This is a genomic window from Georgenia ruanii, from assembly GCF_009193175.1.
In the GTDB taxonomy this organism is placed as follows: Bacteria; Actinomycetota; Actinomycetes; order Actinomycetales; family Actinomycetaceae; genus Georgenia; species Georgenia ruanii.
Window position 1 is genome coordinate 181,716 of sequence record NZ_VUKE01000003.1, and the last position, 25,668, is coordinate 207,383.

The 25,668-nt window shown below is 75.3% G+C and carries 27 protein-coding genes; 10 read left to right on the forward strand and 17 right to left on the reverse strand.

What is annotated here, in order from left to right; all coding sequences use genetic code 11:
• Window positions 1–42: 42 nt before the first annotated feature.
• Together GD880_RS05325 and GD880_RS05330 are read left to right on the forward strand one after the other, a co-directional pair.
• Window positions 43–711 (forward strand): ABC transporter permease, encoded by a 669-nt coding sequence (locus GD880_RS05325; protein WP_152230665.1) that lies wholly within the window; start codon window positions 43–45, stop codon window positions 709–711.
• Window positions 708–1,421, forward strand: coding sequence for an ABC transporter permease (locus tag GD880_RS05330; RefSeq protein ID WP_152230580.1), 714 nt, complete (start codon window positions 708–710; stop codon window positions 1,419–1,421). The genes GD880_RS05325 and GD880_RS05330 overlap by 4 nt, the downstream gene beginning before the upstream one ends.
• Window positions 1,422–1,432: 11 nt before the next feature.
• On the opposite strand, the gene GD880_RS05335 is transcribed toward GD880_RS05330, so the two are convergent.
• Window positions 1,433–3,382 (reverse strand): HNH endonuclease signature motif containing protein, encoded by a 1,950-nt coding sequence (locus GD880_RS05335; RefSeq protein WP_152230581.1) that lies wholly within the window; start codon window positions 3,380–3,382, stop codon window positions 1,433–1,435.
• Window positions 3,383–3,630: 248 nt separating this feature from the next.
• On the opposite strand from GD880_RS05335, the gene GD880_RS05340 reads away from it, so the two are divergent.
• Complete coding sequence (locus GD880_RS05340) at window positions 3,631–4,644, forward strand: glycine betaine ABC transporter substrate-binding protein (RefSeq protein ID WP_152230582.1); 1,014 nt, start codon at window positions 3,631–3,633, stop codon at window positions 4,642–4,644.
• Between the two features lie 95 nt (window positions 4,645–4,739).
• On the opposite strand, the gene GD880_RS05345 is transcribed toward GD880_RS05340, so the two are convergent.
• Together GD880_RS05345 and GD880_RS05350 are read right to left on the reverse strand one after the other, a co-directional pair.
• Window positions 4,740–5,555, reverse strand: coding sequence for an ABC transporter permease (locus GD880_RS05345; RefSeq protein WP_152230583.1), 816 nt, complete (start codon window positions 5,553–5,555; stop codon window positions 4,740–4,742).
• On the reverse strand, window positions 5,552–6,589 hold the full coding sequence (locus GD880_RS05350) for an ATP-binding cassette domain-containing protein (protein ID WP_152230584.1): 1,038 nt from the start codon (window positions 6,587–6,589) through the stop codon (window positions 5,552–5,554). The genes GD880_RS05345 and GD880_RS05350 overlap by 4 nt, the downstream gene beginning before the upstream one ends.
• Window positions 6,590–6,651: 62 nt before the next feature.
• On the opposite strand from GD880_RS05350, the gene GD880_RS05355 reads away from it, so the two are divergent.
• Window positions 6,652–7,650, forward strand: a complete 999-nt coding sequence (locus tag GD880_RS05355) for a helix-turn-helix transcriptional regulator (protein ID WP_152230585.1) — start codon at window positions 6,652–6,654, stop codon at window positions 7,648–7,650.
• Here GD880_RS05355 and GD880_RS05360 read toward each other — a convergent pair.
• On the reverse strand, window positions 7,611–8,219 hold the full coding sequence (locus tag GD880_RS05360; RefSeq protein ID WP_152230586.1) for a protein-L-isoaspartate O-methyltransferase family protein: 609 nt from the start codon (window positions 8,217–8,219) through the stop codon (window positions 7,611–7,613). The two genes, GD880_RS05355 and GD880_RS05360, sit on opposite strands and share 40 nt — an antisense overlap.
• Window positions 8,220–8,344: 125 nt before the next feature.
• On the opposite strand from GD880_RS05360, the gene GD880_RS05365 reads away from it, so the two are divergent.
• Both GD880_RS05365 and GD880_RS05370 read left to right on the forward strand, forming a co-directional pair.
• The gene (locus GD880_RS05365) at window positions 8,345–9,010 is read left to right on the forward strand and encodes a histidine phosphatase family protein (protein WP_152230587.1); all 666 of its coding nucleotides are present in this window, start codon (window positions 8,345–8,347) and stop codon (window positions 9,008–9,010) included.
• Window positions 9,011–9,027: 17 nt separating this feature from the next.
• Window positions 9,028–10,044 carry a Gfo/Idh/MocA family protein gene (locus GD880_RS05370; protein WP_152230588.1) on the forward strand — a complete coding sequence of 339 codons (1,017 nt, stop codon included), beginning with the start codon at window positions 9,028–9,030 and terminating at the stop codon, window positions 10,042–10,044.
• A gap of 86 nt (window positions 10,045–10,130) precedes the next feature.
• On the opposite strand, the gene GD880_RS05375 is transcribed toward GD880_RS05370, so the two are convergent.
• Window positions 10,131–10,673, reverse strand: a complete 543-nt coding sequence (locus tag GD880_RS05375) for a DUF488 domain-containing protein (protein WP_152230589.1) — start codon at window positions 10,671–10,673, stop codon at window positions 10,131–10,133.
• Window positions 10,674–10,866: 193 nt separating this feature from the next.
• Here GD880_RS05375 and GD880_RS05380 point away from each other — a divergent pair, with 193 nt between their 5' ends.
• Complete coding sequence (locus GD880_RS05380; RefSeq protein ID WP_152230590.1) at window positions 10,867–11,340, forward strand: VTT domain-containing protein; 474 nt, start codon at window positions 10,867–10,869, stop codon at window positions 11,338–11,340.
• Window positions 11,341–11,424: 84 nt separating this feature from the next.
• Here GD880_RS05380 and GD880_RS05385 read toward each other — a convergent pair whose 3' ends face one another.
• Window positions 11,425–11,712, reverse strand: coding sequence for a hypothetical protein (locus GD880_RS05385; RefSeq protein ID WP_152230591.1), 288 nt, complete (start codon window positions 11,710–11,712; stop codon window positions 11,425–11,427).
• Window positions 11,713–11,988: 276 nt separating this feature from the next.
• Here GD880_RS05385 and GD880_RS05390 point away from each other — a divergent pair, with 276 nt between their 5' ends.
• On the forward strand, window positions 11,989–12,543 hold the full coding sequence (locus GD880_RS05390) for a gluconokinase (protein ID WP_152230592.1): 555 nt from the start codon (window positions 11,989–11,991) through the stop codon (window positions 12,541–12,543).
• Window positions 12,544–12,644: 101 nt separating this feature from the next.
• Here the strand turns inward: GD880_RS05390 and GD880_RS05395 are convergent, their stop codons facing one another.
• The 6 genes from GD880_RS05395 to GD880_RS05420 all read right to left on the reverse strand — a co-directional run bounded on the left by GD880_RS05395 (window position 12,645) and on the right by GD880_RS05420 (window position 19,233).
• Window positions 12,645–13,232, reverse strand: coding sequence for a copper resistance CopC family protein (locus GD880_RS05395; protein ID WP_152230593.1), 588 nt, complete (start codon window positions 13,230–13,232; stop codon window positions 12,645–12,647).
• A 44-nt stretch (window positions 13,233–13,276) separates the two neighbouring features.
• Entirely contained in the window at window positions 13,277–13,639 is a 363-nt protein-coding gene (locus GD880_RS05400) for a fluoride efflux transporter FluC (RefSeq protein WP_152230594.1), read from the reverse strand.
• Window positions 13,636–14,073, reverse strand: coding sequence for a CrcB family protein (locus GD880_RS05405; protein WP_226909400.1), 438 nt, complete (start codon window positions 14,071–14,073; stop codon window positions 13,636–13,638). The genes GD880_RS05400 and GD880_RS05405 overlap by 4 nt, the downstream gene beginning before the upstream one ends.
• Window positions 14,074–14,121: 48 nt before the next feature.
• Window positions 14,122–15,639: a DUF2079 domain-containing protein gene (locus GD880_RS05410; RefSeq protein ID WP_152230595.1), complete on the reverse strand. Its 1,518-nt coding sequence runs from the start codon at window positions 15,637–15,639 to the stop codon at window positions 14,122–14,124.
• A gap of 83 nt (window positions 15,640–15,722) precedes the next feature.
• Window positions 15,723–16,415 carry a hypothetical protein gene (locus GD880_RS05415; protein ID WP_152230596.1) on the reverse strand — a complete coding sequence of 231 codons (693 nt, stop codon included), beginning with the start codon at window positions 16,413–16,415 and terminating at the stop codon, window positions 15,723–15,725.
• Between the two features lie 91 nt (window positions 16,416–16,506).
• Window positions 16,507–19,233: a lysylphosphatidylglycerol synthase transmembrane domain-containing protein gene (locus GD880_RS05420; RefSeq protein WP_152230597.1), complete on the reverse strand. Its 2,727-nt coding sequence runs from the start codon at window positions 19,231–19,233 to the stop codon at window positions 16,507–16,509.
• A 165-nt stretch (window positions 19,234–19,398) separates the two neighbouring features.
• On the opposite strand from GD880_RS05420, the gene GD880_RS05425 reads away from it, so the two are divergent.
• The gene (locus GD880_RS05425) at window positions 19,399–19,995 is read left to right on the forward strand and encodes a DUF308 domain-containing protein (RefSeq protein WP_193314370.1); all 597 of its coding nucleotides are present in this window, start codon (window positions 19,399–19,401) and stop codon (window positions 19,993–19,995) included.
• Between the two features lie 47 nt (window positions 19,996–20,042).
• Here the strand turns inward: GD880_RS05425 and GD880_RS05430 are convergent, their stop codons facing one another.
• Window positions 20,043–20,924, reverse strand: a complete 882-nt coding sequence (locus tag GD880_RS05430; RefSeq protein WP_452176732.1) for a CPBP family intramembrane glutamic endopeptidase — start codon at window positions 20,922–20,924, stop codon at window positions 20,043–20,045.
• A 101-nt stretch (window positions 20,925–21,025) separates the two neighbouring features.
• Entirely contained in the window at window positions 21,026–21,406 is a 381-nt protein-coding gene (locus GD880_RS05435; protein WP_193314371.1) for an STAS domain-containing protein, read from the reverse strand.
• A 124-nt stretch (window positions 21,407–21,530) separates the two neighbouring features.
• On the opposite strand from GD880_RS05435, the gene GD880_RS05440 reads away from it, so the two are divergent.
• Complete coding sequence (locus GD880_RS05440) at window positions 21,531–22,211, forward strand: HAD family hydrolase (protein WP_152230600.1); 681 nt, start codon at window positions 21,531–21,533, stop codon at window positions 22,209–22,211.
• Window positions 22,212–22,454: 243 nt separating this feature from the next.
• Here the strand turns inward: GD880_RS05440 and GD880_RS05445 are convergent, their stop codons facing one another.
• The 3 genes from GD880_RS05445 to GD880_RS05455 all read right to left on the reverse strand — a co-directional run bounded on the left by GD880_RS05445 (window position 22,455) and on the right by GD880_RS05455 (window position 25,623).
• Window positions 22,455–24,839 carry a heavy metal translocating P-type ATPase gene (locus GD880_RS05445; RefSeq protein WP_264372269.1) on the reverse strand — a complete coding sequence of 795 codons (2,385 nt, stop codon included), beginning with the start codon at window positions 24,837–24,839 and terminating at the stop codon, window positions 22,455–22,457.
• A gap of 185 nt (window positions 24,840–25,024) precedes the next feature.
• A complete protein-coding gene (locus tag GD880_RS05450; protein ID WP_152230601.1) occupies window positions 25,025–25,270 on the reverse strand; it encodes a heavy-metal-associated domain-containing protein in 246 nt (81 codons plus the stop codon).
• A 71-nt stretch (window positions 25,271–25,341) separates the two neighbouring features.
• Window positions 25,342–25,623 carry a metal-sensitive transcriptional regulator gene (locus tag GD880_RS05455; protein WP_152230602.1) on the reverse strand — a complete coding sequence of 94 codons (282 nt, stop codon included), beginning with the start codon at window positions 25,621–25,623 and terminating at the stop codon, window positions 25,342–25,344.
• Window positions 25,624–25,668: the final 45 nt, after the last annotated feature.

The window sequence follows — 25,668 nt, forward strand, 5'->3', positions numbered from 1 at the left end:
CGGCGCACGGGGCGCACAGGTAGCGTCACCCCGGTGAGAACGATGTCGACCGCCGCCGTGGCGAACCCGTGGTTCTCCTGGAGCTACCTCCAGAACAACTGGGCGGACATCACCAAGTACACCAGTCAGCACGTGAGCCTCACGGTCGAGGCGATGGTGTTCGCCCTGGTCATCGCCCTGCCGCTGGCGCTGCTCGCCCGGCGCGTCCCGGCGTTGGGCACGGCCGCCGTCGGCGGGTCCGCGGTGCTCTACACGGTTCCCTCGCTGGCGCTGTTCGGCCTGCTGGTGCCGTTCACCGGGATCGGTCGCACGACGGTGCTCATCGGGCTGACGGCCTATGCCCTGCTCGTGCTGGTGCGCAACGCGATCGTCGGCCTGCAGGGCGTGCCGGCGGAGGTCAGCGACGCCGCGCGTGGCATGGGCTACTCCTCGACGCGCCGCCTGCTCACGGTGGAGCTGCCGCTGGCCCTGCCCGCCATCATCACGGGCGTGCGGCTGGCGACGGTGTCGACGGTGGCGCTCGTGACCGTCGGCGTGGTGGTCGGCTACGGCGGGCTGGGGCAGCTCATGTACCGCGGGTTCAACTCCGGCTACCGGGCGGAGATCATGACGGCGGCCGTGCTGTGCCTGCTCATCGCCCTGGCGGCGGACCTGCTGCTGCTCGCCGTGGGTCGGGCCATGACGCCCTGGGTGCGACGGAGGCAGGCATGAACGGCGTCATCGGGGACGCGCTGCGCTACCTCAACGACCCGCTGAGCTGGATGGGCCCCACGGGCATCCTGGCGCTGCTGCGCGACCACCTGTGGATGACCCTCGTCGCCGTGGTGCTCGCCGCCGTCGTCGCGCTGCCGCTGGGGCTGTGGCTGGGACACACCGGGCGCCGCGGGACGCTGGTGGTCGCCGTCGCGAACCTGACCCGGGCAATCCCGACGCTGGCGCTGCTGTTCGTCTTCACCGCCGGGCTCGGGCTCGGGCAGCTCCCGACCATCCTCGCGGTGGCCATCTTCGCGGTGCCGCCCATCTTGTCGAACTCCTACACCGGCATCCAGGACGTCTCGCCGGCCGCGCGTGAGGCCGGGGCCGGGATGGGCATGTCCCCCACGCGGCTGCTGACCGCCGTCGAGCTCCCGCTCGCCATGCCGCTCATCGCCGCCGGCCTGCGCACCGCCGTGGTGCAGGTCGTCGCGACGGTGACGCTCGCCTCGCTCGTCGGCGGCGGGGGCCTCGGACTCATCATCTCCAACGGCATCGCCACCCAGCGGTACGGCCAGGCGCTGGCCGGCGCGCTCCTCGTGGTCGTGGTCTGCCTGGGGCTGGAGGGACTGCTGGCGGTGGCGCAGCGGGTGCTGACCCCGGCGCCGCTGCGGGCCGCGTCCGGCGAGGGGCTCCGCCGGACGCGGCGCGACGCCGTGGACGCCTGAGGTCGGCGTCCTTAGAAGGGCGGCGGGTCGTCTGGCGGGTCGAGCGGGGTGACGGTGCCGTCCGGGGCCAGGTCGTACCGGTGGCCCGTCGGGGTGGTCCACACGAAGGTGCCGGGGGTGGGCTGGTCGAGCTTGAAGGCGCCGGAGGACTTGAGCGGGTGCTCGCGGCCGCAGAGCAGCTCGGTGTTCCAGTCGGCGGTGGCGCCGCCCTGGGACCACGGCACCGTGTGGTCGATCTGGCAGCTGCCGGGCGGGACCTGGCAGGTGGTGAAGACGCAGCCGCGGTCGCGTGCGGCGAGGTGGCGGACGAGGTCCGCGGGCGGGCGGTACGTGGTGCGCCCGACGTCGAGCACGGCGCCGGAGAGCGGGTCGGTGACGATGCGGCGCCAGGTGCCACCGGCCGCCAGGGCGCGGGCGACCGACGGGGTGATCGGGCCGTAGCCGTCGAGCTCGGCGACCTCGGCGGTGGGCAGGTCGCACGCGGGCACCAGGTCGGTGGGCCGCCCGTGGGGTGGCAGCTCGCCCGGCGGAGTGTTGTCGGGCGGCAGCTCGCCCGGCGCAGTGCCGTGGGCTGGCAGCTCGCCCGGCGCAGCGTTGTCGGGCGGATTGCCTGGTGGGGCATCGCTGGGCGGAGCACTTCCTGGTGGAGCACCAGCGGGCGGGTCGCCTCCTGGTGGGCCACTGCCCGGCGGCGGCGAACCGGGCAGGGCCGTCGTCGCGACGGCAGAGCCCTCGCTCACCGAGGCACGGGCACCGACGCGCTCGAGGCTCCCGCCGCAGTCGTCGTCCTCCGGTGGCAGGGCCACCGACAGGGGCACGGTGAGCCGTACCCGGACGTGGGCGGGCGACAACCGCATCGCCGGGCCAGGCCAGCCGGGGAAGGGGTCCGCGCCGCGGGCGGGCGCCGCGGGGCCGTCGGCCGACACGGTCGCCGCTCCGGAGGCACCCGCGGGGGACGAGGCAGGGCCGCCCGCCTCGTTCGGTGGGGTCCCCGCCCACCCGGTGACCAGGGCGTGCTGGGCGAGCGTGACCAGGGTGTCGAAGCGCAGCTGGTCGGTGCTGCGCGAATCCCCGGCACCCTTCGCGGCCCGCGCGCCGGCCTCGGCGGCCAGGTCCAGCGCGATGAGCTCCTGCGCCGGGCCGACCAGGCGCATGGCGGCCTGCCCGTCGGGCAGCGGGGTCAGCCGCTGCACGTGCCGCCGCGCGGAAGCTCGATGCTGACGCTGGTCGGCGTCGTGGTGGTCGACGGCGATGAGGGCCTTGTTGAGGTCCCGGACCACCTGAGGGTGGGAGCGCAAGGGGGCGCGGGGAAGCACCTCTTCCTGCACGGCCCATGCAACGGGAGCCGGCTGGTGGTCGAGCGTGGTGATGATCGTCGCGGCCTTGCGCCAGTCGAGCAGGCCCGCCTCGAGCGCCTCCGCCGTCGGGGCCATGACGCCGTCGAAGGCGCCGCCGACGGAGATGAGGCGGCGGCTCTCGGCGCGGGTGAGGCCCATCCGCATCGACAGCTCCTCGGCGGCGACGTTGACGTCCCTCCGGCTGGGGTCTGGGTCGTGCAGGAACGGGAACATGACGTCCCGGGAGGCCAGCTGGGCGGCCGCCTCGGCGGTACGGGCGGCGGACCACGCCTCCATCCGGTGGTAGCCGGCGATCACCTCGACGGCGACGTAGTCGTCCACCGTCGTGGGGTCGATGCTCTCCAGCACGGCCGCCAGGCGCGGGCCCGGAGGCATCTCGCGCAGGGCGGCGACCGCCTTCCGGTCCGCCCCGGGCGGCCCGTCGACATGGAACAGCGGCGCGATGTCACGCGCCAGCGGCTTGAGGTGCGACTGGTCGAGGACCTCGCTGCTGCGAGAGAGGTCGGGGTGCTTCTCGCAGACCCCGAGGGAGCAGTGCAGGCAGACCTCGTTGTCTGCCGCGCCGTCCTCGTCGGGCTGGCGATCCTCCGTTGGCTCGTCCATGCGTCCAACATACGTTCGACCACCGACATCCGCTGGAGGCCTGTGGACAGCGCTCCGGCCGGTCCGGATCGGTGGGTGCGGGGCCGGCGTGCCCCTCGGACGGTCCTTCTGCCCGGTGCGGAGCGGGCGTGGTGGAGTCGGCCGAATTGGCTCTTTCGCCCCAATCGGGTTGCGGATGGGGTCCTCGTCACGGTCGAATGACCCCCGTCGTCGTCGCCGGGTGCGGCGTGCCCACAACGGAGGTCCCCATGCGCAGGACACGCATCATCGCCGCCCTGGCCGCCCTCGCGGCCCTCACGCTCGCCGGGTGCGGCGCGCCGGGTTCGTCCGGTGGTGGTGGCAGCGCCGCGCCGTCGGGCTCGGCGTCCGGCTCCTCCACGCTCGCCGCCTGCAAGCCGGTGGCCGGTGACCAGCTCGTGGTGCTCGAGGACGACAAGCACCTGCAGACGGTGGACAACATCATCCCGGCCGTCAACGCCAAGGAAGCCCAGCCGGCGATGATCGCGGCCCTCGACGCCGTCTCCGCCACGCTCGACACCCCCGCGCTCATCGCCCTGAACAAGCAGGTCGACGTCGAGCGCACCACGTCGAGCCAGGCCGCGCAGCAGTACTACAAGGACGCCGGCATCACGGTCAGCGAGAAGGGGTCGGGCAAGGTCGTCGTCGGCGCCGGCAACTTCTCCGAGTCCGCCACCCTCGCCGAGCTGTACGCCCTGGCCCTGCGCGATGCGGGCTACGACGCCGAGGTCCGCACGATCGGCAACCGCGAGACGTACGAGCCCGCGCTGGAGTCCGGCGAGCTCACCGTGGTGCCCGAGTACGCCGGCACCCTGACAGAGTTCCTCAACAAGAAGATCAACGGCCCCGACGCCACCACCAACAACCCCCAGGCCAGTGCGGACCTGGACAGCACGGTCAAGAACCTCCAGACGCTCGGCGAGAAGGTCGGGCTGACCTTCGGCGCGGCGTCGAAGGCGGCGGACGAGAACGCCTTCGCGGTCACCACGGCCTTCGCCAAGGAGCACGACGTCAAGACGCTGTCCGACCTTGCCGGTGCGTGCGGCGGACTCGTCCTGGGCGGGCCGGCCGAGTGCCCGGACCGGCCGTTCTGCGAGCCCGGCCTCAAGCAGACCTACGGCTTGGACGTCACCCAGTTCGTCTCGCTCGATGCCGGCGGGCCCCTGACGAAGCAGGCGCTGAAGTCGGGTCAGATCACCTTCGGGCTGGTCTTCTCCTCCGACGCGGCGCTCGCCCAGGGCTGACCCCGCGCGGGCAGAGGGACGGCGCGTCGCGCGGGCAGAGGCGCGGCGTGCCGTGCCGGTAGCAAGGCCGGCACGGCACGCCGCCCCTTCACCGCTCAGATGCTGTGCCGCATCTGACGGATGCCCACCCAGAGCCCGACGACGGCGGTGAGCACCGCGGCCAGCGCGCCGTGCCACACGGCCGGGTCGCCGAACGCGCCGTTGAACAGCGCCCGTTCCGCCTCGACCATGTACTTCAGCGGGTTGAAGGCGGAGAGGACCTGCATCCACCGCGGCCCGTTCTCCAGCGGCAGCAGCATCCCCGAGAGCAGCATCAGCGGGAACAGCAGGCCCTGCTGCACGGTCCAGAACATCCAGTCCCGCTCCCGGGAGGCGATGCCCAGCGCGTAGCTCAGCGCCCCGAGGCCGAGCCCGAACACCGCGAGCACGACGAGCCCGGCGACCATCCCGGGCAGCGAGGGACGGAACCCCCAGAGCGCCGCGATCGCCGTGATGACCACCGCCTGCAGCACCAGCGGGACCATCTCCTTGCACGCCCGGCCCACCAGCAGCGCCGAGCGGGCGACCGGGGCGACGAGCATCCGCTCGTGCGCGCCGCTCTGGATCTCGTAGAGCAGGTTCGACCCCGTCATGGCGGTGCCGAACAGTGCGATCATCACGATGATCCCGGGGATGAACCACTGGAACGCCTGCCCGATGGGCGCGCCGGTCATGCCGCCGAGCAGCGGGGCGTAGAGCGCGACGAACATCAGCGGCTGCATGAGCGAGAAGACGATGTTGAGCGGGTCGCGCAGCAGCGGGTGGATCTCGCGGACGAACACGCTGCGCGAGTCGCGCAGCACGCCCGACGGACGGGGGCCGGCCTGGTCCGGGCCGGACGGGCGGGGGTCGGAATGAGTCGCGGTGGTCATCGGATCGCTCCTGCGGTCTCGGGGGTGGGGACGTCGCTGTCCTGGCCCTCCTCGCGCAGGCTGCGCCCGGTCAGGCCGAGGAAGACGTCGTCGAGGGTCGGGCGGGCGAGCTCGGCGGCGAGGACCCGGTGCCCGGCCGCGTGCAGCGCGGTGATCAGCCCGGGGAGCACCCGGTCCCCGGAGTCCAGGCGGACGACGACGCGGGTGCCCTCCGTGGTCGGGTTCGCCTCGATCTCGGGCTCGCCCACGCCGGCGCGGGCGGCGGCGCGGCGGACGACGGCGTCGGCCCCGTCCCACGGCCCGGCGAGCGTCAGGGTGATCCGGTCGCCGGCGAGGTCCGCCTTGAGCCGCGGGGCGGTGTCGTCGGCGATGATCCGGCCCTGGTCGACCACCATGACCCGCTCGGCGAACTGGTCGGCCTCGTCGAGGTAGTGGGTGGTCAGCAGCAGGGTCATGCCGTAGCGGCGGCGCAGGTCGAGGATGTGCTCCCACAGGTGGGCGCGCGACTGGGGGTCCAGGCCGGTGGACGGCTCGTCGAGGAAGAGCAGCCGCGGGGCGGGGACGAGCCCGAGCGCGATGTCGACCCGGCGCTTCTGGCCGCCGGAGAGTTGCATGGTCTTGCGGTCCGCGACCTCGCCGAGGTCGAGGGCCTCGATCAGCTCGTCCACCCGCCGCCGGGTCTTGGCCCGGCCGAGCCCGTACAGGGCGCCCTGGCTCGTCAGCTCGTCGCGCACGCGCTGGTACAGGCCCGCGCCGTTCTTCTGGCCGATGTAGCCCAGCCGCGCCCGCACCTGCGCCGGCTGGGTCACGACGTCGAAGCCGCACACCGTCGCCGTGCCGCCGGAGGGCTCGAGCAGGGTGGTGAGCAGGCGCAGGGAGGTGGACTTCCCCGCGCCGTTGGGGCCGAGAAAGGCGGTGAGCGAGCCCTCCGCGATGTCCATGGTGAGGTCGCGCACCGCCTCGACGCGGGCGCCGCCCGGGCCGCGGAAGTGCTTGCGGAGGTGCCGGGCGCTGATGATCGGGGGAGTGGCCATGGCGCCACGCTAGGAACCTATGCGGTCAGATCCTGTCCGCGACGGGGCGTAGTTTGGCGGGCATGTCCGATCCCACCGCGCGGGCGCTGCGGCTCCTCTCGCTGCTCCAGACCCATCGCTTCTGGTCCGGTCCCGAGCTGGCCGCCCGGCTGGAGGTCAGCGACCGGACGCTGCGCCGGGACGTGGACCGGCTGCGCGAGCTCGGCTACCGGGTGGCCGCCCGGCCCGGCGGCGCGGGCGGCTACCAGCTCGAGAGCGGCGGGGCGGTGCCCCCGCTGCTCCTCGACGACGACGAGGCCGTGGCCATCGCCGTCGGCCTGCGCACCGCGGCGATCCAGGGCGTGGGCGCGGGCGAGCAGACCTCGCTCAGCGCGCTGGCCAAGCTCGAGCAGGTGCTCCCGCGCCACCTGCGCCGCCGCGTCTCGGCCCTCCAGGAGCACACCATCCCCGCAGTCCGGCCCGGCGCGCGGGTGGCCGCGGACCTGCTCGCCCAGCTCGCCCTGACCTGCCGCGACCACGAGCGGCTGCGGTTCCGCTACACCGACCGCGCCGGCGCGGAGACCGCCCGGCACGTCGAGCCGCACGCGCTCGTGCCGTACGGGCGGCGCTGGTACGTCGTCGCCTGGGACGTGGACCGGGCGGACTGGCGCACCTTCCGCATCGACCGGATGAGCGCGCTGCTGCCCACCGGCGTCCGCGTCGCGCCGCGCGACCTGCCCGCCGAGGACGCCGCCGAGTTCGTCCGGGCCGCCCACGGCGCGCTCGCCCGCCGGCACACCGCCGTCGTCCACCTCAGGGCGCCGCTGCACCAGGTGCGCGCGTACTTCGGGGTGTGGGCGCAGGCGGCGACGGAGGGCCCGGACGGCACCGTGGACTGGGAGATCGCCGGCGGGTCGGTGCCCGAGGTGGTCGCCGCGCTGCTGTGGATCCCGGCGGAGTACGAGTGGACGATCTCCTGTTCCCCGGAGGTCGCGGGCGCGCTCGCGGCGTTCGGGCAGCGGCTGGGGCAGGCGCTGGCCGATCAGTCCTCGCCGGTCGCGCGCAGCCGCACGAAGGAGTAGGTGCCGTAGGCCCGGGTGCGCACCTGATGCGGGTCCGGCCCGGCCCGCTCGACGACGACGAGGTCGCCGCGCACCGGCACCACCATCCGGCCCGCCTCGGTGAGCTGCTCGACGAGGCCGCGCGGCACCCGCCGGGCCTCGGCGGAGACGAGGATGCGGTCGTAGGGGCCGTCCTCGGGGCGGCCCAGCCGGCCCGGCACCGCCGGCTCGATGCGCGCCGGCAGGCCCGCGGCCAGGAGGTTCGCCCGGCCCAGCGTGACGAGCGCGGGCTCGATCTCCACACCGACCACCGTGCCGCCGGGCGCCACCAGGCGGGCGAGCAGCGCCGTCGTCCAGCCGGAGCCGGAGCCGACGTCGAGCACCCGCTGGCCGGGGCACGCGTCGAGGAGGCGGAGCATGACCGCGACGGTGCTCGGCTGGGTGCAGGTGGCGCCGTGGCCGATGCGCAGGGCCTGGTCGGCATGGGCGAAGCGTTGCTGGGAGGACGGGAGGAAGTCGCGGCGGTCGACGGCGTGCATCGCCGCGGCGACGCGCGCGGCGGCGGGGTCCTCGGGTGCGCCGTCGGCCATGCGGCCATGGTGGTGCCGGACCAGGTCCACGGCGCGCCGGGCACGGCCCGCGCGGGTGCGCCCGGACGCCCCGGGGCCGCCGCCGGGCCCCGGGCCGGCCTCGCGACGGATGACAGGATGGCGGCATGCGACTGATCCTCGTCCGGCACGGCCAGACCACCTCCAACCTCGGCGGGCTCCTCGACACCGGCGCACCGGGCGCTGACCTGACCGACCTCGGGCGCCGCCAGGCCGCCGCCCTGCCGGCGGCGCTCGGCGGCGAGCGGATCGAGGCGCTGTGGGCCTCCACGCTCGTGCGGACCCAGCAGACGGCCGCCCCGCTCGCCGAGGCGCGCGACCTCGAGGTCGTCGTGCGCGACGGCATCCGCGAGGTGACGGCCGGTCACCTGGAGATGCTCGGGGACGACGCCTCGGTCCGCGCCTACCTGGAGGCCGTCTTCGCCTGGCCCGCCGGCGACACCGACGTGCGCGTGCCGGGCGGGGAGAGCGGCGAGGAGTTCCTCGGCCGCTACGACGAGGTCGTCGCCGAGGTCGCCGCCTCGGGCGTGGGCACGGCGGTCCTCGTCAGCCACGGCGCGGCGATCCGCGCGTGGACCTCGGCCCGCACCGACAACCTCCCGGTGGAGTTCGTCGCCGCCAACCCGGTGAGCAACACCGGCGCGATCGTGCTCGAGGGATCCCCGGCGGAGGGCTGGACGGCCCTCACCTGGGAGGGGCAGGCGCTCGGCGGGCCCGCGCTGGACACCTCCGCCACCGACGGCCCCGCCGGCGAGCCGGTCGACGCGTACTGAGCAGGTAGTTTCGGGGCATGCGCCGCTCCTCCCGCCACCAGCCCACAACCGTCCGCTGGGGGATCCTCGGCGTCGGTGACGTCACCGAGCGCAAGAGCGGGCCCGGGCTCCGGCGCGCCGACCGGTCCGAGCTCGTCGCCGTCATGCGCCGCGACGGCGCCAAGGCGGCGGACTACGCGCGGCGCCACGGGGTGCCGCGCTGGTACGACGACGCCGACGCGCTCATCGCCGACCCCGAGGTCGACGCCGTCTACATCGCCACCCCGCCGGACAGCCACCGCGACCTCACCCTGAAGGTGGCCGCCGCCGGCAAGCCGGTCTACGTCGAGAAGCCCATGGCCCGCACCGCCGCCGAGGGCGAGGAGATGATCGCCGCCTGCGAGCGGGCCGGGGTGCCGCTGTTCGTGGCGTACTACCGCCGCGCCATGCCCCGGTTCGTCACGGTCAAGGGGCTCCTGGACGACGGCGCCATCGGCACCCCGCGCGCCGTCAGCGTGCGCACCCAGGGCGTGCCCGGCATGTGGGAGCCCGGGCACCTGCCCTGGCGGGTGCAGCCGGAGATCTCCGGCGGCGGGCTCTTCGTCGACCTCGGCTCGCACACCCTGGACCTGCTCGACCACCTCCTCGGCCCCATCGGCGCCGTCAGCGGCGTGGCCGCCAACCACGCGGGCCGCTACCCCGCCGAGGACACCGTCACGGCCACCTTCGTCTTCACCTCCGGGGTGCAGGGGGTGGGCCTGTGGGCCTTCGACGCGACCGAGCAGCGCGACGAGGTCGAGATCGTCGGCAGCGCCGGGTCGCTGACCTTCTCCTCCTTCGGCACCGAGCCGCTCGTGCTGCGCACCGCCGACGGCGAGCGCCGCATCGAGGCGCCCTACCCGGAGGTGGTCCAGCAGCCCCTCATCCAGACGGTCGTCGACGAGCTGACCGGGCGGGGCAACTGCCCGAGCACCGGGGCGAGCGCGCTGCGCACCGCCCGGTTCGTCGACACCGTGCTCGCGGTCTACCGCGCGGAGCACGGCATCACGTTCTGACCGCGGCCCCGCGGCGACGCGCCCCCGCGGCCCCGCAGCCCTGCGGCGACGCGGCGCGCACGGCGATGGCCGTGCGTACCCGGCGGCTACGACGGCGCCGCCTCGGGCGGGCCGTCCCACACGACCTCCTCCGGACCGGCGAGGCGCGCACCCGCGGCGACGACGTGAGCCCGGCGCGCGCCGTCGGGCATGAGGTGCCAGACCTCCACCCCGTGAGCGAGGACCGCGACGTCGCAGATGAGCCGGCGGTGGCAGCGCCACCACACGGTCTCCGAGCACATGATGGCCACGCGCCGCTGCGCCGCCTCGGCCAGGAGGTCGGCGAGCGCCGCGCGGAAGTCGGCGGTGCGCGTCCAGGCCGCGTAGGCACGGAACGCGTCGACGTCCCACCAGGTGTCGGGGGCGGGGTCCGCCCGGCGCAGGTGCCGCCGGCCGCCGAGGCGGTCCTCCCACCGGTAGCCGATCCCGGCCGCCGGCAGCCACGCCTCCAGCGCCTCGCGGCGCACGTCCGGGTTCGCCCGCGAGCCCGGGAAGCGGCGCACGTCGACCACCTCGGCCACCGACGCGCCGCGCAGCAGCGCGACCAGGGCGGGCCGGTCCAGCCGGCCGTGCCCCACGGTGAGGAGCAAGCGGGCACCTCCTCGGTGTGGCGGGCGGGGCAACGTCAGCCCCTTGTCGGCACGGTCTCACCCCGAGGTGGTCGGCGCCGCGCCGGTCGTGGCGCCGACGCCTCGCACGTCCCCGGGTCCGCCATGATGGCGGCCGTGCCTGCCCGCGCCCTGCCGTCGTCCTGCGCCACCGTCCCCGCGTGCGGGGCGTGACATGGCCGTCCTCCTCTCGGCCTTCCTCTACTGCCTGCTCGCCGCCGTCGCCGTCGTCCTGCCCGCCGAGGCGTACCTCGTCGGTGCCGCGCTGCTCTCCGACGTCCCCGCGCTCGCGCTGGCGTTCGCCGGTGCCGCGGGCCAGGTGGCGGGGAAGATGGCGTACTACCTCATGGGCCGGGGCCTGCTCGACGTCACGCGGCTGCGCCGCGGCGGGCGCACGGAGGGCCGCTGGGCCGCGCGGATGACGGCGGTGGAGCAGTGGTGCCGCCGGCACACCTGGGGGACCAGCGCCGTCACCGCCGTGAGCGCCTTCGCCGGGGTGCCGCCGTACGCGGTGGTCTCGGTGCTGGCCGGGACGGTGGGCATGCGGTGGTGGCTCTTCGTGGTCGTGTCGCTGGTGGGGCGCTTCCTGCGCTTCTGGCTCCTGGTGCTGTCCCCCGAGCTGCTCCCGCCCGGGTGGCTGGGGAGCTGACGGGCGAGGGCGCGCACCCGTCCGGCGCCGGGCCGGCACCGCGGCCGCCCGCGAACCGGCCGGGCAGCGCAGCGACAGCTGTGGTCACGCAGTGAACGAGATGACCGACGTGCCCGTGATGACCTCCGGCGGGGCGACGCTCAGCTGAGGCACGTTCGTGCGGATGAAGTCGGCGGCCGCCCTCACCGACTCCTCGGTGCCGGACGCGTCCTGGTAGACGCTGACGCTGAACCCGCCGTCGGCGGTCTTCACCAGGTGGTAGGCGACAAAGCCCGGGACCCCCCGGATCAGCTGCTCGACCTCGCCCGATCGGCGTGCCAGCTCGTCGATGAGCTCGGAGGCGCCCTTGTAGTGCCTGATCACGACATCCATGGAAATCTCCTGGTGTGTGTCGCCGTGGCCTGCGGGATCGGCGTTCGGGGCAGCCCCGGCGCGCGTGACGCCGCGGTGCGAACGCGCCCCTCCACCATACGACCCGCTCGCGGGGCACCGCACCCACGCGGAACCGGTGACTGACTGCTGACGGCGCGTCACCGGGTGTGACCCATCTCGCCCGCCTGGACGAGCGGCAACTGCTGGCAAGGCGTGGATCGCGCCGTCGACGGCTCGGTACCGTCCCTTCAGCCCAGTCCTGAGGAGCGTTCCAGCATGACCCAGATTCCTGTCCCCGAGCTCTCCCCGCTGCCCAAGCGCTCGCGCGGGCCGCGCCACGTCGTCGTCATGGGCGTCTCCGGCGGCGGCAAGACCACGCTGGCGATGATGCTCGCCGGCAAGCTCGGCTACGTCTTCGCCGAGGGCGACGAGTTCCACAGCCAGGCGAACCGGGACAAGATGCACTCGGGCACCCCGCTCGACGACGACGACCGCGCGCCCTGGCTGCAGTCCATCCAGGACTGGATGACCGCCGAGGCCCGCGCCGGCCGGTCGACCGTGGTGACCTGCTCGGCGCTGAAGCGGCGCTACCGCGACGTGCTGCGCGGCGCGGAGGGGAGCACGATCTTCGTGCACATGGCCCCGCCCGTCGACCTCACCGCCGAGCGGCTCGCCACCCGCAAGGGCCACTACATGCCCGCGAGCCTGCTGAACTCCCAGGTGGCGACGCTCGAGGAGCTGGAGGACGACGAGGCCGGCTTCAAGGTCACCTCCGGCGGCACCCCGCCCGAGATCCTCGCCGAGGTGCTGGGCCAGCTCAAGGACCACTGAGCCGGGCCGCGCCGCTCGACCACGACGACGGCCGCGAGCTCGTCACCCTGACGAGCTCGCGGCCGTCGATGCATCGGGGGCGCGCGCCGCAGCGGCCGGGCTCAGCCCTTCCGCGGCCAGTTCCGGATGGCGATCGCGATGACCCCGCCGGCCACGCCCAGCGCCAGGACGACGGCGACCCATCCCGGGAACCCGCCCTGGTCCTTGCCCTGCTCGGGCTGCGTCGTGGGCTGCGGTGTGGTGACCACGTCGCCCCCGGCCGGGCTTGGCGTCGCCGCGGCGGTCGGCTCGGGGGTCGGCGTCGCCGCGCCGGTGCCGGCCACGCTGAAGCCGTACTCGCCGTCGATCCGGTGCCCGTCCGAGGAGACCACCGACCACGTGACCCGGTAGCTCCCGTCCCCGAGCGGCGTGGGCAGCGCGAAGGTGGCCGCGGGCCCGGCGACGACGCCGGCGACCTCCGCCACCTTCTGCCCGGCGGCGTCGGCCACGACGACGGCCTGGGTGCTGTCGAGCAGGTCGTTGTTGAACGTCAGGACGATCTCGGTGGGCCGCTCGCCGAGCGTCTGGTCGGCCGCGGGCGAGGTGCTCAGCAGGACGTCGTGCGCCTGGGCCGGGGCGGCGACGAGGGTGAGGAGACCGACCAGCAGGCCGGCGAGCACGGCGGGCACGCGGGGACGACGGAACGACATGGAGCCACCGTAAGCCACCGGACGAGGCGCCCTCGCACGCCGTCTCAGACCAGCGCCGCGCCCGCCGCGGCGCCCAGCGCCGCCGCGGCCACGGTAAGCACCAGCGTGCCCCCCACGGTCGCCAGCGCCCGGGCCAGGCGTCCGTCGCGCAGGAGGTTGACGCCGTCGACCATGGCGGTCGAGAAGGTGGTGTACCCGCCGCAGAACCCGGTCCCGAGGACGAGCAGGGCGCCGCCGGGGGCGGTGAGCAGACCGGTGAGCAGGCCCAGCAGGAACGAGCCGGTGACGTTGACCACCGTGATGCCGTCGGGGTCGGCCAGCGAGGTGTGGGCCCGCACGACGCCGTCGACGACGAACCGGCAGACGGCGCCGAGGCCGCCGGCGAGCGCGAGCAGCAGCACCGTCACGACGGCCTCCGGCGGAGCAGGACCTCGGCGAGCTTGACGCCGAGCGCCGCCGCCCCCAGGCCCGTGAGGACCATGGCGGCCGCGTAGCCGAGGCCGGCCAGGGCGCCGCCGTGGAGCAGCACGCCGACCTGGCGTGCGAACGTGCTGTAGGTCGTGAAGCCGCCGAGGAAGCCCGTGCCCAGCAGCAGGCGCAGCCGGTCTCCGCGCCGGCTGGGCCGGCGGGCGGCGTAGACCTCGAGCAGCAGCCCGAGCAGGAAGGCGCCGACGATGTTGACGGCGAACGTCGACCACGGCACCTCGGCGGGCCCGGCGAGCCTGTCCGTCCCGAAGCGCGCCAGCGTCCCGGCGGCGCCGCCCACGCCGACGGCCGCCCACGCCCCCGCCCGCAGGTAGGTCGGTCGGTGCACAGGCACCGGCCCGTCGGGGACGCTCACGTCGGGTAACGCTATCCGGTCGCGGCGGTCACCCCTGGCGTCGGCGGCTCAGTGCACCCGCTCGGCCACCTGGTAGCCCTCCGCGTCGAACACGAGCCGGTAGTCGGTGCCCGGGTGGCGCTCCTCGGCGAACGCCGCGGCGTCGGTGATGTTCCGGTCCGACCAGGTCCGCCGCCAGGTGTCGAGCTCGACGAAGTCCGGCGACGGGTTGCCGGAGTTGCCCACCCAGTACACCTGCGCCCGGGGCACGAGGTAGGCCATGAGGTAGATGTCCGTCTCCACGGTGGCGCCGGGGGCGACGGCCGCCAGCGCGCCCATGGCGGCGTCGTGCCGGGCCGGCAGCCGCCAGGTGTCGGGGTCGGCGAGCCGCGCGAGCGGCAGCGACGGCAGCATGACCAGCGTGGTGGCGAGGGAGACGCCGACGGCGAGGGTCGCCGTCGTCGACCGTGCGGGCCGCCGCGGGCCGGGGGCGCGGGCGGTCACGGCGTCGACCAGGGCGATGGCGGCCACCGGCATGAGGATCGCCGAGTAGTGCCACTGCCAGCCCCAGTAGTACTCGACGTTGCCGAGGAACCGCCACGCCAGCGTGGGCACCGCCAGCCAGGCCAGCGGTGAGCGCAGCCCGACGACGCCCGCGACGCCGACGAGCAGCAGGAGCGTGAGGTACTTCTCCGCCGGGACGACGGCGCCGAGGAGCAGATCGAGGAGGCCGCCCGACTCCGCGGAGCCCAGCCGACCGGTGTAGTCCCAGCGCCCGTGGGGGTTCAGCGCCGGCAGGACGACGCCGATCGCGAGCACCACCCACGCGACCCCCCACGCCGCCAGCCCCAGGCCGACCCGGCGCGGCGAGCCGGGCCCGGTCGCTCGCGCGTCGGGCCCGTCGGGCCCCACGGGCGCGTCGGGCCCCACGGGCGCGTCGGGCGCCACGGGGGCCACCCGGCCCCGCCACGCCATGACCAGGCCGAGGACCGCCACGGTCAGGCCCAGGTCCTCCTTGACGAAGACCAGCGGCGCCGCCCAGGCCGCGCACGCCCACCAGCGCCGCCGCACGAACGCGGCGAGCGACCACGCGAGCAGCGGCACGGCGAGGGCGATCTCGTGGAACTGCGCCGCCACCGCGCCCTGCAGGCCCCAGCTCAGGCCGTAGGCGACCCCGAGCACGGTGCCCCGGCGCCAGCCCAGCCGCTCGCGCGCCACGGCGGCGACCGGCACGACCGACAGCCCCAGCAGCAGCGCCTGGAGGATCAGCAGCGTCAGCCCCGACGGGAAGATCCGGTAGATCGGGCCGAGGACGACGAGCAGGGGGTGGAAGTGGTCGCCGAGGAGGTTGAACCCCGCGCCCTTGATCGTCACGATCGGTGCCCGGCCGTGGGCGTAGGCCTGGGCGAGCTGGGTGAAGATGCCCAGGTCCCAGGACGGGGACTCGAGCAGCCGCCACTGCAGCACCGCGAAGAGCGTGTAGAGCCCGGCGACGGTGCCGGCCAGTGCCCACGGCACCCACCGGTCGGCGCGGGTGCGGACGGCGCCGGGCCCGGGCGGGGCCTGGGTCGCCTCCAGCCGAGCCATGGAAGTCCTCTCGCCGATCGCGGCCGCCGGTCCGAGGGTACCTGCGCCCGCGGCGCGCCCGCGTCGAGCGGCGGGTGCCCGGGTCAGCGGTGCCGCAGGCCCACCATCGACAGCAGGAGGGGCAGGAGGGTGAGGCTGATGAGGAACGCCCACCCGCCGGTGAGGCGCCGCCGCGGCGGCGGCATGCTCCGGGCCCAGGCGGGGGCGGGCTCGAGGAGGAGGAACGCGATCCAGAGGGGCGTGGCGCCGGCGAGCCAGAACCAGGCCCACTTCGTCGCCAGGTGCGGTTGTGGCCCGGCGATCAGCAGGCACAGGGCCGCGAAGGCGGCGAGCCCGGTCAGCCAGGCGAGCGGGCCGCCGTCGAGGCGCACGGGCGCGTCCTGGACGGTGACGGCCACGTGGCTCGGGGACCGGTCGGCCGCGGCGAGGATCCGCTCGGCGTCGGCGGAGCCGGCCGCGGCGTCGGCGCCGACATCGCCCTGGCCGGCGGGGGAGGGGAAGGTCGCGGACGCGCGGTGCCCGCCGGCGGTGGTCCACACGACGGAGAAGGGGCCGCCGTCGTCCGGGCCGGCGGGGCGCTCCAGGGTCAGCGCGGTGACCGACCCGGCCGCCAGGTCCGCGAGGAGGTTCTCGAGCGGGCGCTCCACGGGCTGGCGCAGCGTGCTGGCCCAGCCCAGGAGCAGGAGCGCGGCGAGCACGCAGCGCAGGGCGAGCAGGGCGGGCGAGGCCGGCGGAGACGGCGTGAGCGCCGCGGGCGACGCGCTGGCGACAGTCATGCCGGGGGCTCCCTCGGTCCGTCCCCGCCCTCCGTCGGGCGTGCTGGGCTCAACCTAGCGGTCCGGCCCGCCGCCGAGGTGCCGGCCGGCGTCAGAGGATGCCGCGGCGCTGCACCAGCCGCAGCGCCGCCCAGCCCAGCGGCACGCACAGCCAGAAGGTCAGCAGCCGGAAGACGATCGAGACCGAGACCGCCGTCGCGCCCGGGATGCCGGCCAGGGCCAGCCCACCGGTGAGGGCGGCCTCGACCGGACCGATGCCGCCGGGGGACGGGATGACCGAGCCCAGGGAGTTCGACGCCAGGTAGGTGATGGCCAGCGACGTCAGCGGCAGCTGGTAGCCGAACGCCGCCAGCGAGGCGCCGAACGCGGCGACGTACCCGGCGGTGAGGATGAGGTTGCCCGCGATCCCGACGAGGAGGCGGCGCGGGTTCGACGCCACCCACACCAGCCGGGGCCACGCCTGGCGCACCGTCGGGGCGACCTTCTCCCACACCCACTCGCGCAGCCGCGGGATGAGGAACAGCACGCCCACGACCACCAGGACGCCGACGACGACGGCCACCACCGAGCTCGACGGCATCCCCAGGGTCCCGGCGGAGCCGGTCGCCAGGGCGACGGCGACGAGCAGGAGCACGGTGGTGACGAACCGGGACAGCTGCACCAGCCCCACCGTGGCCGCGGCCATCGCGGTGGCCACCTTCTGCTTGGTCAGGAAGCGCAGGTCGACCGCGGCCGGCCCGATCCCGGCCGGCGCCACCAGCGCGATGACCGAGGCGGCGATCTGCACCAGCGTGGTGCGCCACAGCCCGAGCTTCTCGGGGGTGAAGGCCACCAGGGACATCGCCGAGCCGACGTACGTCGTCATGCCGAGCAGGAACGCGGCCACCATCCACCCGACCGACGCCCCGCGGACCGACTCGGCGACCTGCTGGAAGTTCAGCGACCCGAACAGCACCCACAGGGCCACGACGCCGACGGTGACCGTGATGACGGTGCGCGGCGAGAACCGGGCGAGCTGGACCGGCGGGACGTCCGCCGTCGGGATGAGGTCGACGAGCTCGGAGCGCAGGCTCGCGAGCAGGCCGCGGTGGTCCTTCGCCGCGGCACGGGTGCGGCTGGGCAGCGCCACCGGCTGCAGCAGGGGCGCCATCGAGGCCATCTGGTCGCGGGTGAGCACCCGGGCGGCGGAGGCGAGGGCACGCTCGGTGCCGACGAGCATGCCGAGCATGGCGAGGAGCTGGGCGAAGTCGATGCGGCGGGCGAGCTCGGTGGAGATGATCTCCCCGTTCTCCCAGCCCACGAGCCACACGTGCCGGTCGCCGTCGACCACGACCGAGCCGGCGTGGAGGTCGCGGTGCGCGATGCCGTGCGCGTGCGCCGCCCGGACCTGGGCCCAGACCTCGTCGAGCAGGGCCTCGTCGATCTCCTCCGGGGCGAGCTCGTCGAGCGGGCGGCTGTCGGGCAGGTGGTCGGTGACGATGAGGACGGAGTCGCGCGCCTCGGTGATCCCGGTCATGGCCGGGGTGTGCACGCCGGCGGCGCGGGTGGCCAGCGCCATGAGCGCCGCGCCGTCGGCGGCGTCGCGCAGGGTCCGCGCCGGACGCCGGGAGAAGCCGCGCAGCCGGATGCTCTCCCACAGGCCGGAGAGGTAGCCGACGACGTGCCGGTCGCCGTCGAGGACGGTGACGTCGTGCCGGCGCCCGTCCGTGTCCCAGACCGCGTACAACCGGGGCGTGTCCTCGCTCTCGGGGGCGACGGCCGCGGAGGAGGCCACCTCGGCGAGGACCTGCTGGGGGTCGGTCAGCACGTCGGGGACGATCGTGTCGCCCGTCCCGCCCTCCTGGTCGACGGCGGCGAGCAGCTCGGCGGGCGAGAGGTCGGTGTCCCGGCCGGGCCGGGAGGAGCGGTACTCCTCGTGCCCGGCGGCCGCGGCGGCGTCGCCCGCGCGGGCCGGCGCGCCCTCCGGCAGCCGCTCGGTGTAGCCGATGGGGGACGAGGTGGTCACCGTCCAGGCCTGGACGGGGGTGGTGGGCAGCAGGGGGTCGACCCGCACCACCCGCACCGCGTCGACGCCGGCGCGCCGGAGCCCCCGGACGAGCGTGACGCCGGTGGCCCGCTCGTGCAGCACGCCGGACGCGTACCGCATGCCCAGGCCGGTGGCGCGGCCGAGGAGCACGGTGACGAGTGCGCCGGGCAGGGTCTGCTCGCCCTGGACGACCCCGAGGCCGAGCACCACCCACAGCAGGATCCAGGACCAGCCGAGGGTGCGGTTGTGGGACCGGTCGCCCACGGCCGTGAGCAGCCCGGCGATGGCCGCGACGAACGGGTTGAGCGCGATGTGGGTGTGGCCCTGGGAGTTGGTGATCGCCAGGCCGGTGACGAGGGCGGAGGGGCCGACGGCGTCGAGCAGCCACACCGCGCCGACGGCGAGCAGTCCGGCGACGACGGCGGTGATGGCCGCCTCGAGCGCGGAGCGCCAGCTGCGCCGGATGAGGCGGTCGGCCAGGACGGCCAGCGGCACGAACAGCGTGACGATGCCCTGCAGGACCGTGACCGGCACGAGAAGCACCTGGCGCAGCACGTCCGCGACGGCGGACTGCACGTCCTTGGTCACGCCCTGGGTGGTGGCGTTCGCGTAGACGGCGAGGATCAGCACGACGACGATGCCGACCGCGCAGAGGATCAGGGCGATGAGGTCGGCCGGACGGCGCACGCGGGCCTGCGGGGCGTCGACGAGCAGCACCTGCCGGCGCGGCGAGTCCTCGCGCGGGGCGCTCGCGGGCACGGCGGCGCCGCCCTCGCCCAGCTGCTGCCTCATGCGGGGAGTCTACGGGGCATACCTGCGGGAATACGGTGTGCCGCGAGCGGGCGGCGCCAGCCCGCGGCGGGCGGCCGCGCCGTCTCCTCGCGCTCAGGTCCGCTAGGTATCGTGGACGGCGGGGAAATCGGCGGCGTGCGCCTCGTCGACGGGAGGGAGCGGGCGATGACCTGGATGCGCGGACCGGACCGTCGCCGGCTGCTGGACGAGCTCCAGCGCTTCACCACGCGGACCTGGCGACTGACCCTCGTGCGCGGCGTCGTCGTGCTGGCGCTCGGCCTCGTCATCCTCCTCGCGCCGCTGACCAGCGTGGTGGCGGTGGTGGCCCTGCTCGGCGCGCTCGCGGTGGTCGACGGCGTGGTCGCCCTCGTCGTCGGCCTGCGCGCCCGCGGCGCGGCGGGCTCGGGCTGGCGGCTGGCCCAGGGCGTGGTGAGCGTGCTGCTCGGGCTGCTGCTCATGTGGCAGCCGGAGGTGCTGCTCGTGTCCCTGGCGGCGATCGCCGGCGTCGCGCTGGTCGTCGTCGGGGTGGGCATGGCGGTCATCGCCGCCCAGACCCGCCGCATGGGGCCGTCGACCTGGCGCTGGCAGGTCCGGGTCGGCGTGCTGCTCGCGCTGGTGGGCGCCGTCCTCCTCGCCTTCCCCGCCACGAGCGTCGCGACCGTGGCCGTCCTCGTCGGGCTCACCGCCTGCGCCGCCGGGATCGTGGGCCTGGTCCACGGCGTCCGGCTGCGCCGCGCGGCGAAGGACCTGCAGCACCGCTGAGCGACCTGCGGCACCGCTGAGCCGCGTGACCGGGCGCGCCGCCCGTCTCACGTCAGGCCGAGGGACGCCAGCACCCCGGCCGGCAGCAACGCGTAACCGACGAAGGCGACCACGTCGATGAGGGCGTGGGCGACGACGAGCGGCATGGTGCGCCGTCGGCGCCGGTAGTACTGCGCGAAGATCACGCCCATGACGGCGTTGCCCACGAACGGGCCGATGCCCTGGTAGAGGTGGTAGGCGCCGCGCACCAGGGCGCTGGTGGCGACGACGGCGGCCGGCCGCCAGCCCAGCTGCTCGAGCCGCTCGACGAGGTACCCGGCCACGATGACCTCCTCGAGCAGCGCGTTCTGCAGCGCCGCGAGGATGAGCACCGGCACGGTCCACCAGTGGGCGTTGAGCGCCGAGGCGTGCACCTCCACGGTGACGCCCAGGGCCCGGCCCAGCAGGTACAGCCCCAGGCCGGGGATGCCGATGAGGGCGGCGAGGCCCACCCCGTCGGCGAGCGTGCGCCAGGGCCGGTGGGCGTCCAGGCCGATGCGCGCCGTCGCCCGCCGGCCCGGCTCGGAGAGCAGGAACAGCGCCAGGGCCACCGGGACGAGCGCGAAGCCGATGGACAGCAGCTGGTAGGTGAGGTCGAGGTACGGCCGCGGCGAGCGCGAGGGGTTCAGCGCGGCGGCCTGCTCGCCCAGCGGCGTGCCGGCGGTGAGCCGGGCGACGATGGTGACGACGGCGTAGACCGCCGACTGCCCCAGCGACAGCCCCAGGACGATCCAGATCTCGGTGCGCAGCCGACGGCGCTGCCACCCGGCGGGCACGGGCGGGCTGCCGACGGCGCGGGGTGGCGCCGCGGTGGCGTGGTCGGCGCCCGCCGGGGCGGCGGCGGTGCGGACGCCGCCGTCCGGCGGGTCCGTGGTGTCGTTCGCGCTCACCTACGACAGTGTGCCCCCGGCGGCGGCCGGGGCGGCGAAGGCGGGCTGGTGGCGGCCCTCGGCGCGGGCGGTCAGGCCGGGGTCACGTCCGGCGCGGGGCGTCAGGCCGGGGTCACGTCCGGCGCGGGGCGCGACGACAGCGGCACGCCCTCGAAGCCGGGGTCCTTGTCCAGCACGTCCATCGCCTGGTCGAGCTTGGTGACCTCCAGCAGGAACAGCAGAAGCTCGGGCGGCTCGATGAGCCGCGCCCGGGCTGGCAGGCGCGCGGCGAGGCGGGTGAGGGTGGCGACGCTGGAGGAGTCCATGAACGTCAGGCCGCGGGCGTCGATGTCCACCGGCAGGCCTCGGCGCACCGCGAGGTCCACCGCCTCGGTGAGGTCCGCGGTCAGGCTGTCGTCCAGCTCGCCGGCGAGCAGGAGGCGGGTGCGCTCCTCGGAGGCGAGCACGGACACCCAGCCCACGTCGTTCGTCCGCCGTTGCATCGGTGCTCCTCTCGCCCGCACCTTCGGCAGGCTCCTGATTTCGGGAAGTTTACGGACTAAATCACGGTCCCGCGCGGCGAGGCTGGGCGCGCACCGGGTCGGCTCCGTCGGGCACGATGGGACCATGCCGCAGCCCCCCTCCCCGCTCGACGCCGTCGTCTTCGACATGGACGGTGTGCTCACCGACACCGAGACCATCTGGGACGAGGTGCGGCGGTCCCTCGCCGCGGCCGACGGCCTGCCCTGGCCGGACGGCGCGTCCGAGGCGATGCTCGGGATGAGCACGCCGGAGTGGTCGCAGTACATGGCCGCCACCGTGGGGGTCCGCGGGGACGCGCGGGAGGTGGCCGAACGGGTCATCGACGAGATGGCCCGGCGGTACCACGAGCACCTGCCCACCCTGCCCGGCGCGGTCGAGGCCGTGACCCGGCTGGCCGCCCGCTGGCCGCTGGGCCTGGCCTCGTCCTCCCCGCGTCGCCTCATCGACGCCTCGCTGGACGCGCTGGGCATCGCCGCGTGCTTCCGGGCGACGGTGTCGACCGAGGAGGTGGCCCGCGGCAAGCCGGCCCCCGACGGCTACGCGCGGGTCTGCGAGCTGCTCGGCGCCGACCCCGCCCGCACCGTGGCGATCGAGGACTCGAGCAACGGCCTGCGGTCGGCCTCGGCGGCCGGGATGATCGTCGTCGCGGTCCCCCACCAGGCGTTCCCGCCGGCCCCGGACGCCCTCGCGGTCACCGCCGCGCAGGTGCGCACCCTGGACGACGTCACCCCCGACCTGCTCGAGGCGCTCGCGCCGCCGCGCTGATCCCGCGGCGCGCTGGACCCCAGCCGCGACGGCCCGGCCAGCAGCGGCACAGCCTATCGACCCAGGGACGATGCGGTGAGCCAGTGGGCCGGACCCGACTGACTCACCACATCTCCACTGACCTGGCACCCGTGCCCGCTGAATGGGGTGCTGGGATCTGGGGCGCTGGGACCGGTCCGCCGGCCGGCCACGTCGTTGCGGAGGCGACGCGCCTACCGCAGAGGGCGCGTGAGCGGCCCCGACTCAGCCCGCGCGGCGCAGCCGCAGCGAGTTCGTCACGACGATGACGGAGCTGGCCGCCATCGCGGCGCCGGCGATCATCGGGTTGAGCAGCCCGAGCGCGGCGAGCGGGATCGCCGCGACGTTGTAGGCGAAGGCCCAGAACAGGTTCTCCTTGATGATCCGCAGCGTCCGGCGGGAGATGCGGATCGCCGTCGGGGCCGCCCGCAGGTCACCGCGCACCAGGGTGATGTCGGAGGCCTCGATCGCCACGTCCGTCCCGGTGCCCATGGCCAGGCCCAGGCCCCGCCGGCCGGCCTGGGCGAGGGCGGCGGCGTCGTTGACGCCGTCGCCGACCATCGCGACGACCTTGCCCTGCGCCTGCAGGTCCGTGACGACGTCGAGCTTCTGCTCCGGGAGCACCTCGGCGACGACGTGGTCCGGGGCGATGCCGACCCGCGTGGCCACCCGCTCGGCCGCGGCGCGGTTGTCCCCGGTGAGCAGGTACGGGGTGATGCCCAGAGTCCTGAGCTGCGCGATCGCCTCCGGGGAGGTGTCCTTGACCTCGTCGCGCAGCGTGAGCGCCCCCCGGGCCCGGCCGTCCCAGGCAGCGACGACGGCGGTGGCCCCGTCGCGCTCGGCGGCGCGGTGCTCGCGGGTGACCGCGTCCTCCGGCGCGGCGCCGACGACGCCCTGCGCGGCGAGCCAGGACGGGCGCCCGACGAGCACGAGACGAGGGGTGCCGCCGTCGTCCACCGTGGCGGACACGCCCTGCCCGGCGTGGTTGGAGAAGTCGGTGGACCGCGGCAGGGGGCTGCCGTCCTGGGCCGCGCGGGCGGCCTCGGTGACGGCCCGGGCGATGGGGTGCTCGCTGCCGGCCTCGGCGGCGCCGGCCAGGCGGAGGACGTGCGCCGCGTGGTCGTCGCCGGCGGGGGTCAGGACCTCGGCGAGCCGCATGCGGCCCTCGGTGACGGTGCCGGTCTTGTCCAGGACGATGGTGTCGACCTGCCGGGTGGACTCGAGGATCTCCGGGCCCTTGATGAGGATGCCCAGCTGGGCGGCCCGGCCGGTGCCGACGAGCAGCGCCGTCGGGGTGGCCAGCCCGAGCGCGCAGGGGCAGGCGATGATGAGCACGGCGACCGCGGCGGTGAACGCCGACTGCACCGGGTTGCCCAGCAGCAGCCACGCCGCCAGCGTGGCGAGCGCGAGGACGATGACGATGGGGACGAACACCGCGGAGATGCGGTCCGCGAGGCGCTGGACGGGCGCCTTGCCGGTCTGCGCCTGGGTCACCAGGCGGCCGATCTGGGCCAGCGTGGTCTCCTCGCCCACCCGGGTGGCGCGCACGAGCAGGTTGCCGGCGGTGTTGACGGTCGCGCCGGCGACCTCGTCGCCGGGCCCGACGTCGACGGGCACCGGCTCGCCGGTGAGCAGGGAGGTGTCCACGGCCGAGCGGCCCTCGACGACGACGCCGTCGGTGGCCACCTTCTCGCCCGGGCGCACGACGAACAGGTCGCCCACGGCGAGCGCGTCGATCGGGACCCGGGTCTCCGTGCGGTGGCCCTGGGCGTCCCGGGTCACCCGGGCGACGTCCTTGGCGCCGAGGGAGAGCAGGGCGCGCAGCGCGTCGCCGGCGCGGCGGCGCGAGCGGGACTCGGCGTAGCGGCCGGCGAGCAGGAACGTCGTGACCACCGCGGCGGTCTCGAAGTACATCTCCGGCGCGGCGTGCATGGCGCCCTGGGCGGGGAAGAGCGAGAACTGCATCCGCAGGCCGATCTCGCCGGCGCCGCCGAGCGTGATGGCCCACAGCGACCACAGGCTCGCGGCGCCGACGCCGAGGGCGACGAGGGTGTCCATCGTCGAGGCCCCGTGCCGGGCCGCGCGCAGCGCGGAGGTATGGAAGGGCCAGGCGCCCCAGGTGACCACCGGCAGGGCCAGCACCAGGACCAGCCACTGCCAGCCGGGGAACTGCAGCGCCGGGACCATCGACAGGACGGTGACCGGCACGGTGAGGACGGCGGAGACGATCAGGCGGCGGCGCAGGTCGGCGGCGCGGCGGTCGGCGGGGGCGGAGGTGTCGGCGTCTCGTGCGGCGGCGGTCTCGCTGCCGGCGCCGGCGTCGCGCGCGGCGGCCGGGGCCGGCTCGGGCGCCGTCGTGCGCCGGCGCGTGACGTGGGCGGTGTAGCCGGCGGCCTCGACGGCGGCGAGCAGGTCGGCGTCGGGGACGTCCTGGGCGAGGTCGACGTGGGCGGACTCGGTGGCCAGGTTGACGGTGGCGCGCACGCCGGGGACCTTGTTGAGCTTCTTCTCGACGCGGTTCACGCAGGAGGCGCAGGTCATGCCCTCGACGGCGAGGTCGGCCTCGCCGAGCGGGACGAACGGGGCGGTGGGGTCGGTCGCGGTGGACACGGATTCTTCTTCCCGGGAGTCGGGTGGCGCGGCGTCGACGGTACGCGACGCCGGAGCCGGGTGCCTGGGCGGGTGGCGGGAGGCACCCCGCTCGGTGGGGAGGGGATGGCGTCGCCGGCAGCAGCGGGCGGCGCCACCCGGCAGTGGCGGTGGACGGCGCCGGCGGGCCCGGGCCGTTCCACGGGTCAGTCGCGGTGGATCGCGGCGACGGCGTAGCCCGCCTCGTCCACGGCGGCGCGGATGGCGGCGTCGTCGAGGACGACGTCGGAGACGACGGTGACCGGGGAGAGGCCGCCGGCGTTGAGCTGGACGGAGACGTCCTTGACGTTCTCGAGCGCGGACAGCTCGGTGGTCACGTGCTGCACGCAGTGCCCGCAGGTCATGCCCTCGACGTCGACGACGGTGGTCCGGTCGATCTCGGTGGTGCTCATCTCGTTCTCCTCTGTGTGAGCGGGGGCGGCGCCGGTGCGGCGACGTCGGTCGGTGGGGACCGCGCGGTGGGTCAGGAGCGGACGAGCCGCGCGATGGCCTGGGCGGCCTCGGCGACCTTCTCCTGGCCCGCCTCGTCCGAGGCGCGGGCGGCGTCCACGACGCAGTGGCCGAGGTGGTCCTCGACCAGCCCGATCCCGACGGCCTGCAGGGCCTTGGTCACCGCCGAGATCTGCGTGAGCACGTCGATGCAGTACGTGTCCTCGTCGACCATGCGGGCGATCCCCCGCACCTGCCCCTCGATGCGGCGCAGCCGCTTGAGGTACTGCTCCTTGGTCCCGCTGTATCCGGGCACGCCGGCTCCTTCGGTCCTGCACGGCCCCCTGCGGGCCGCGACAAC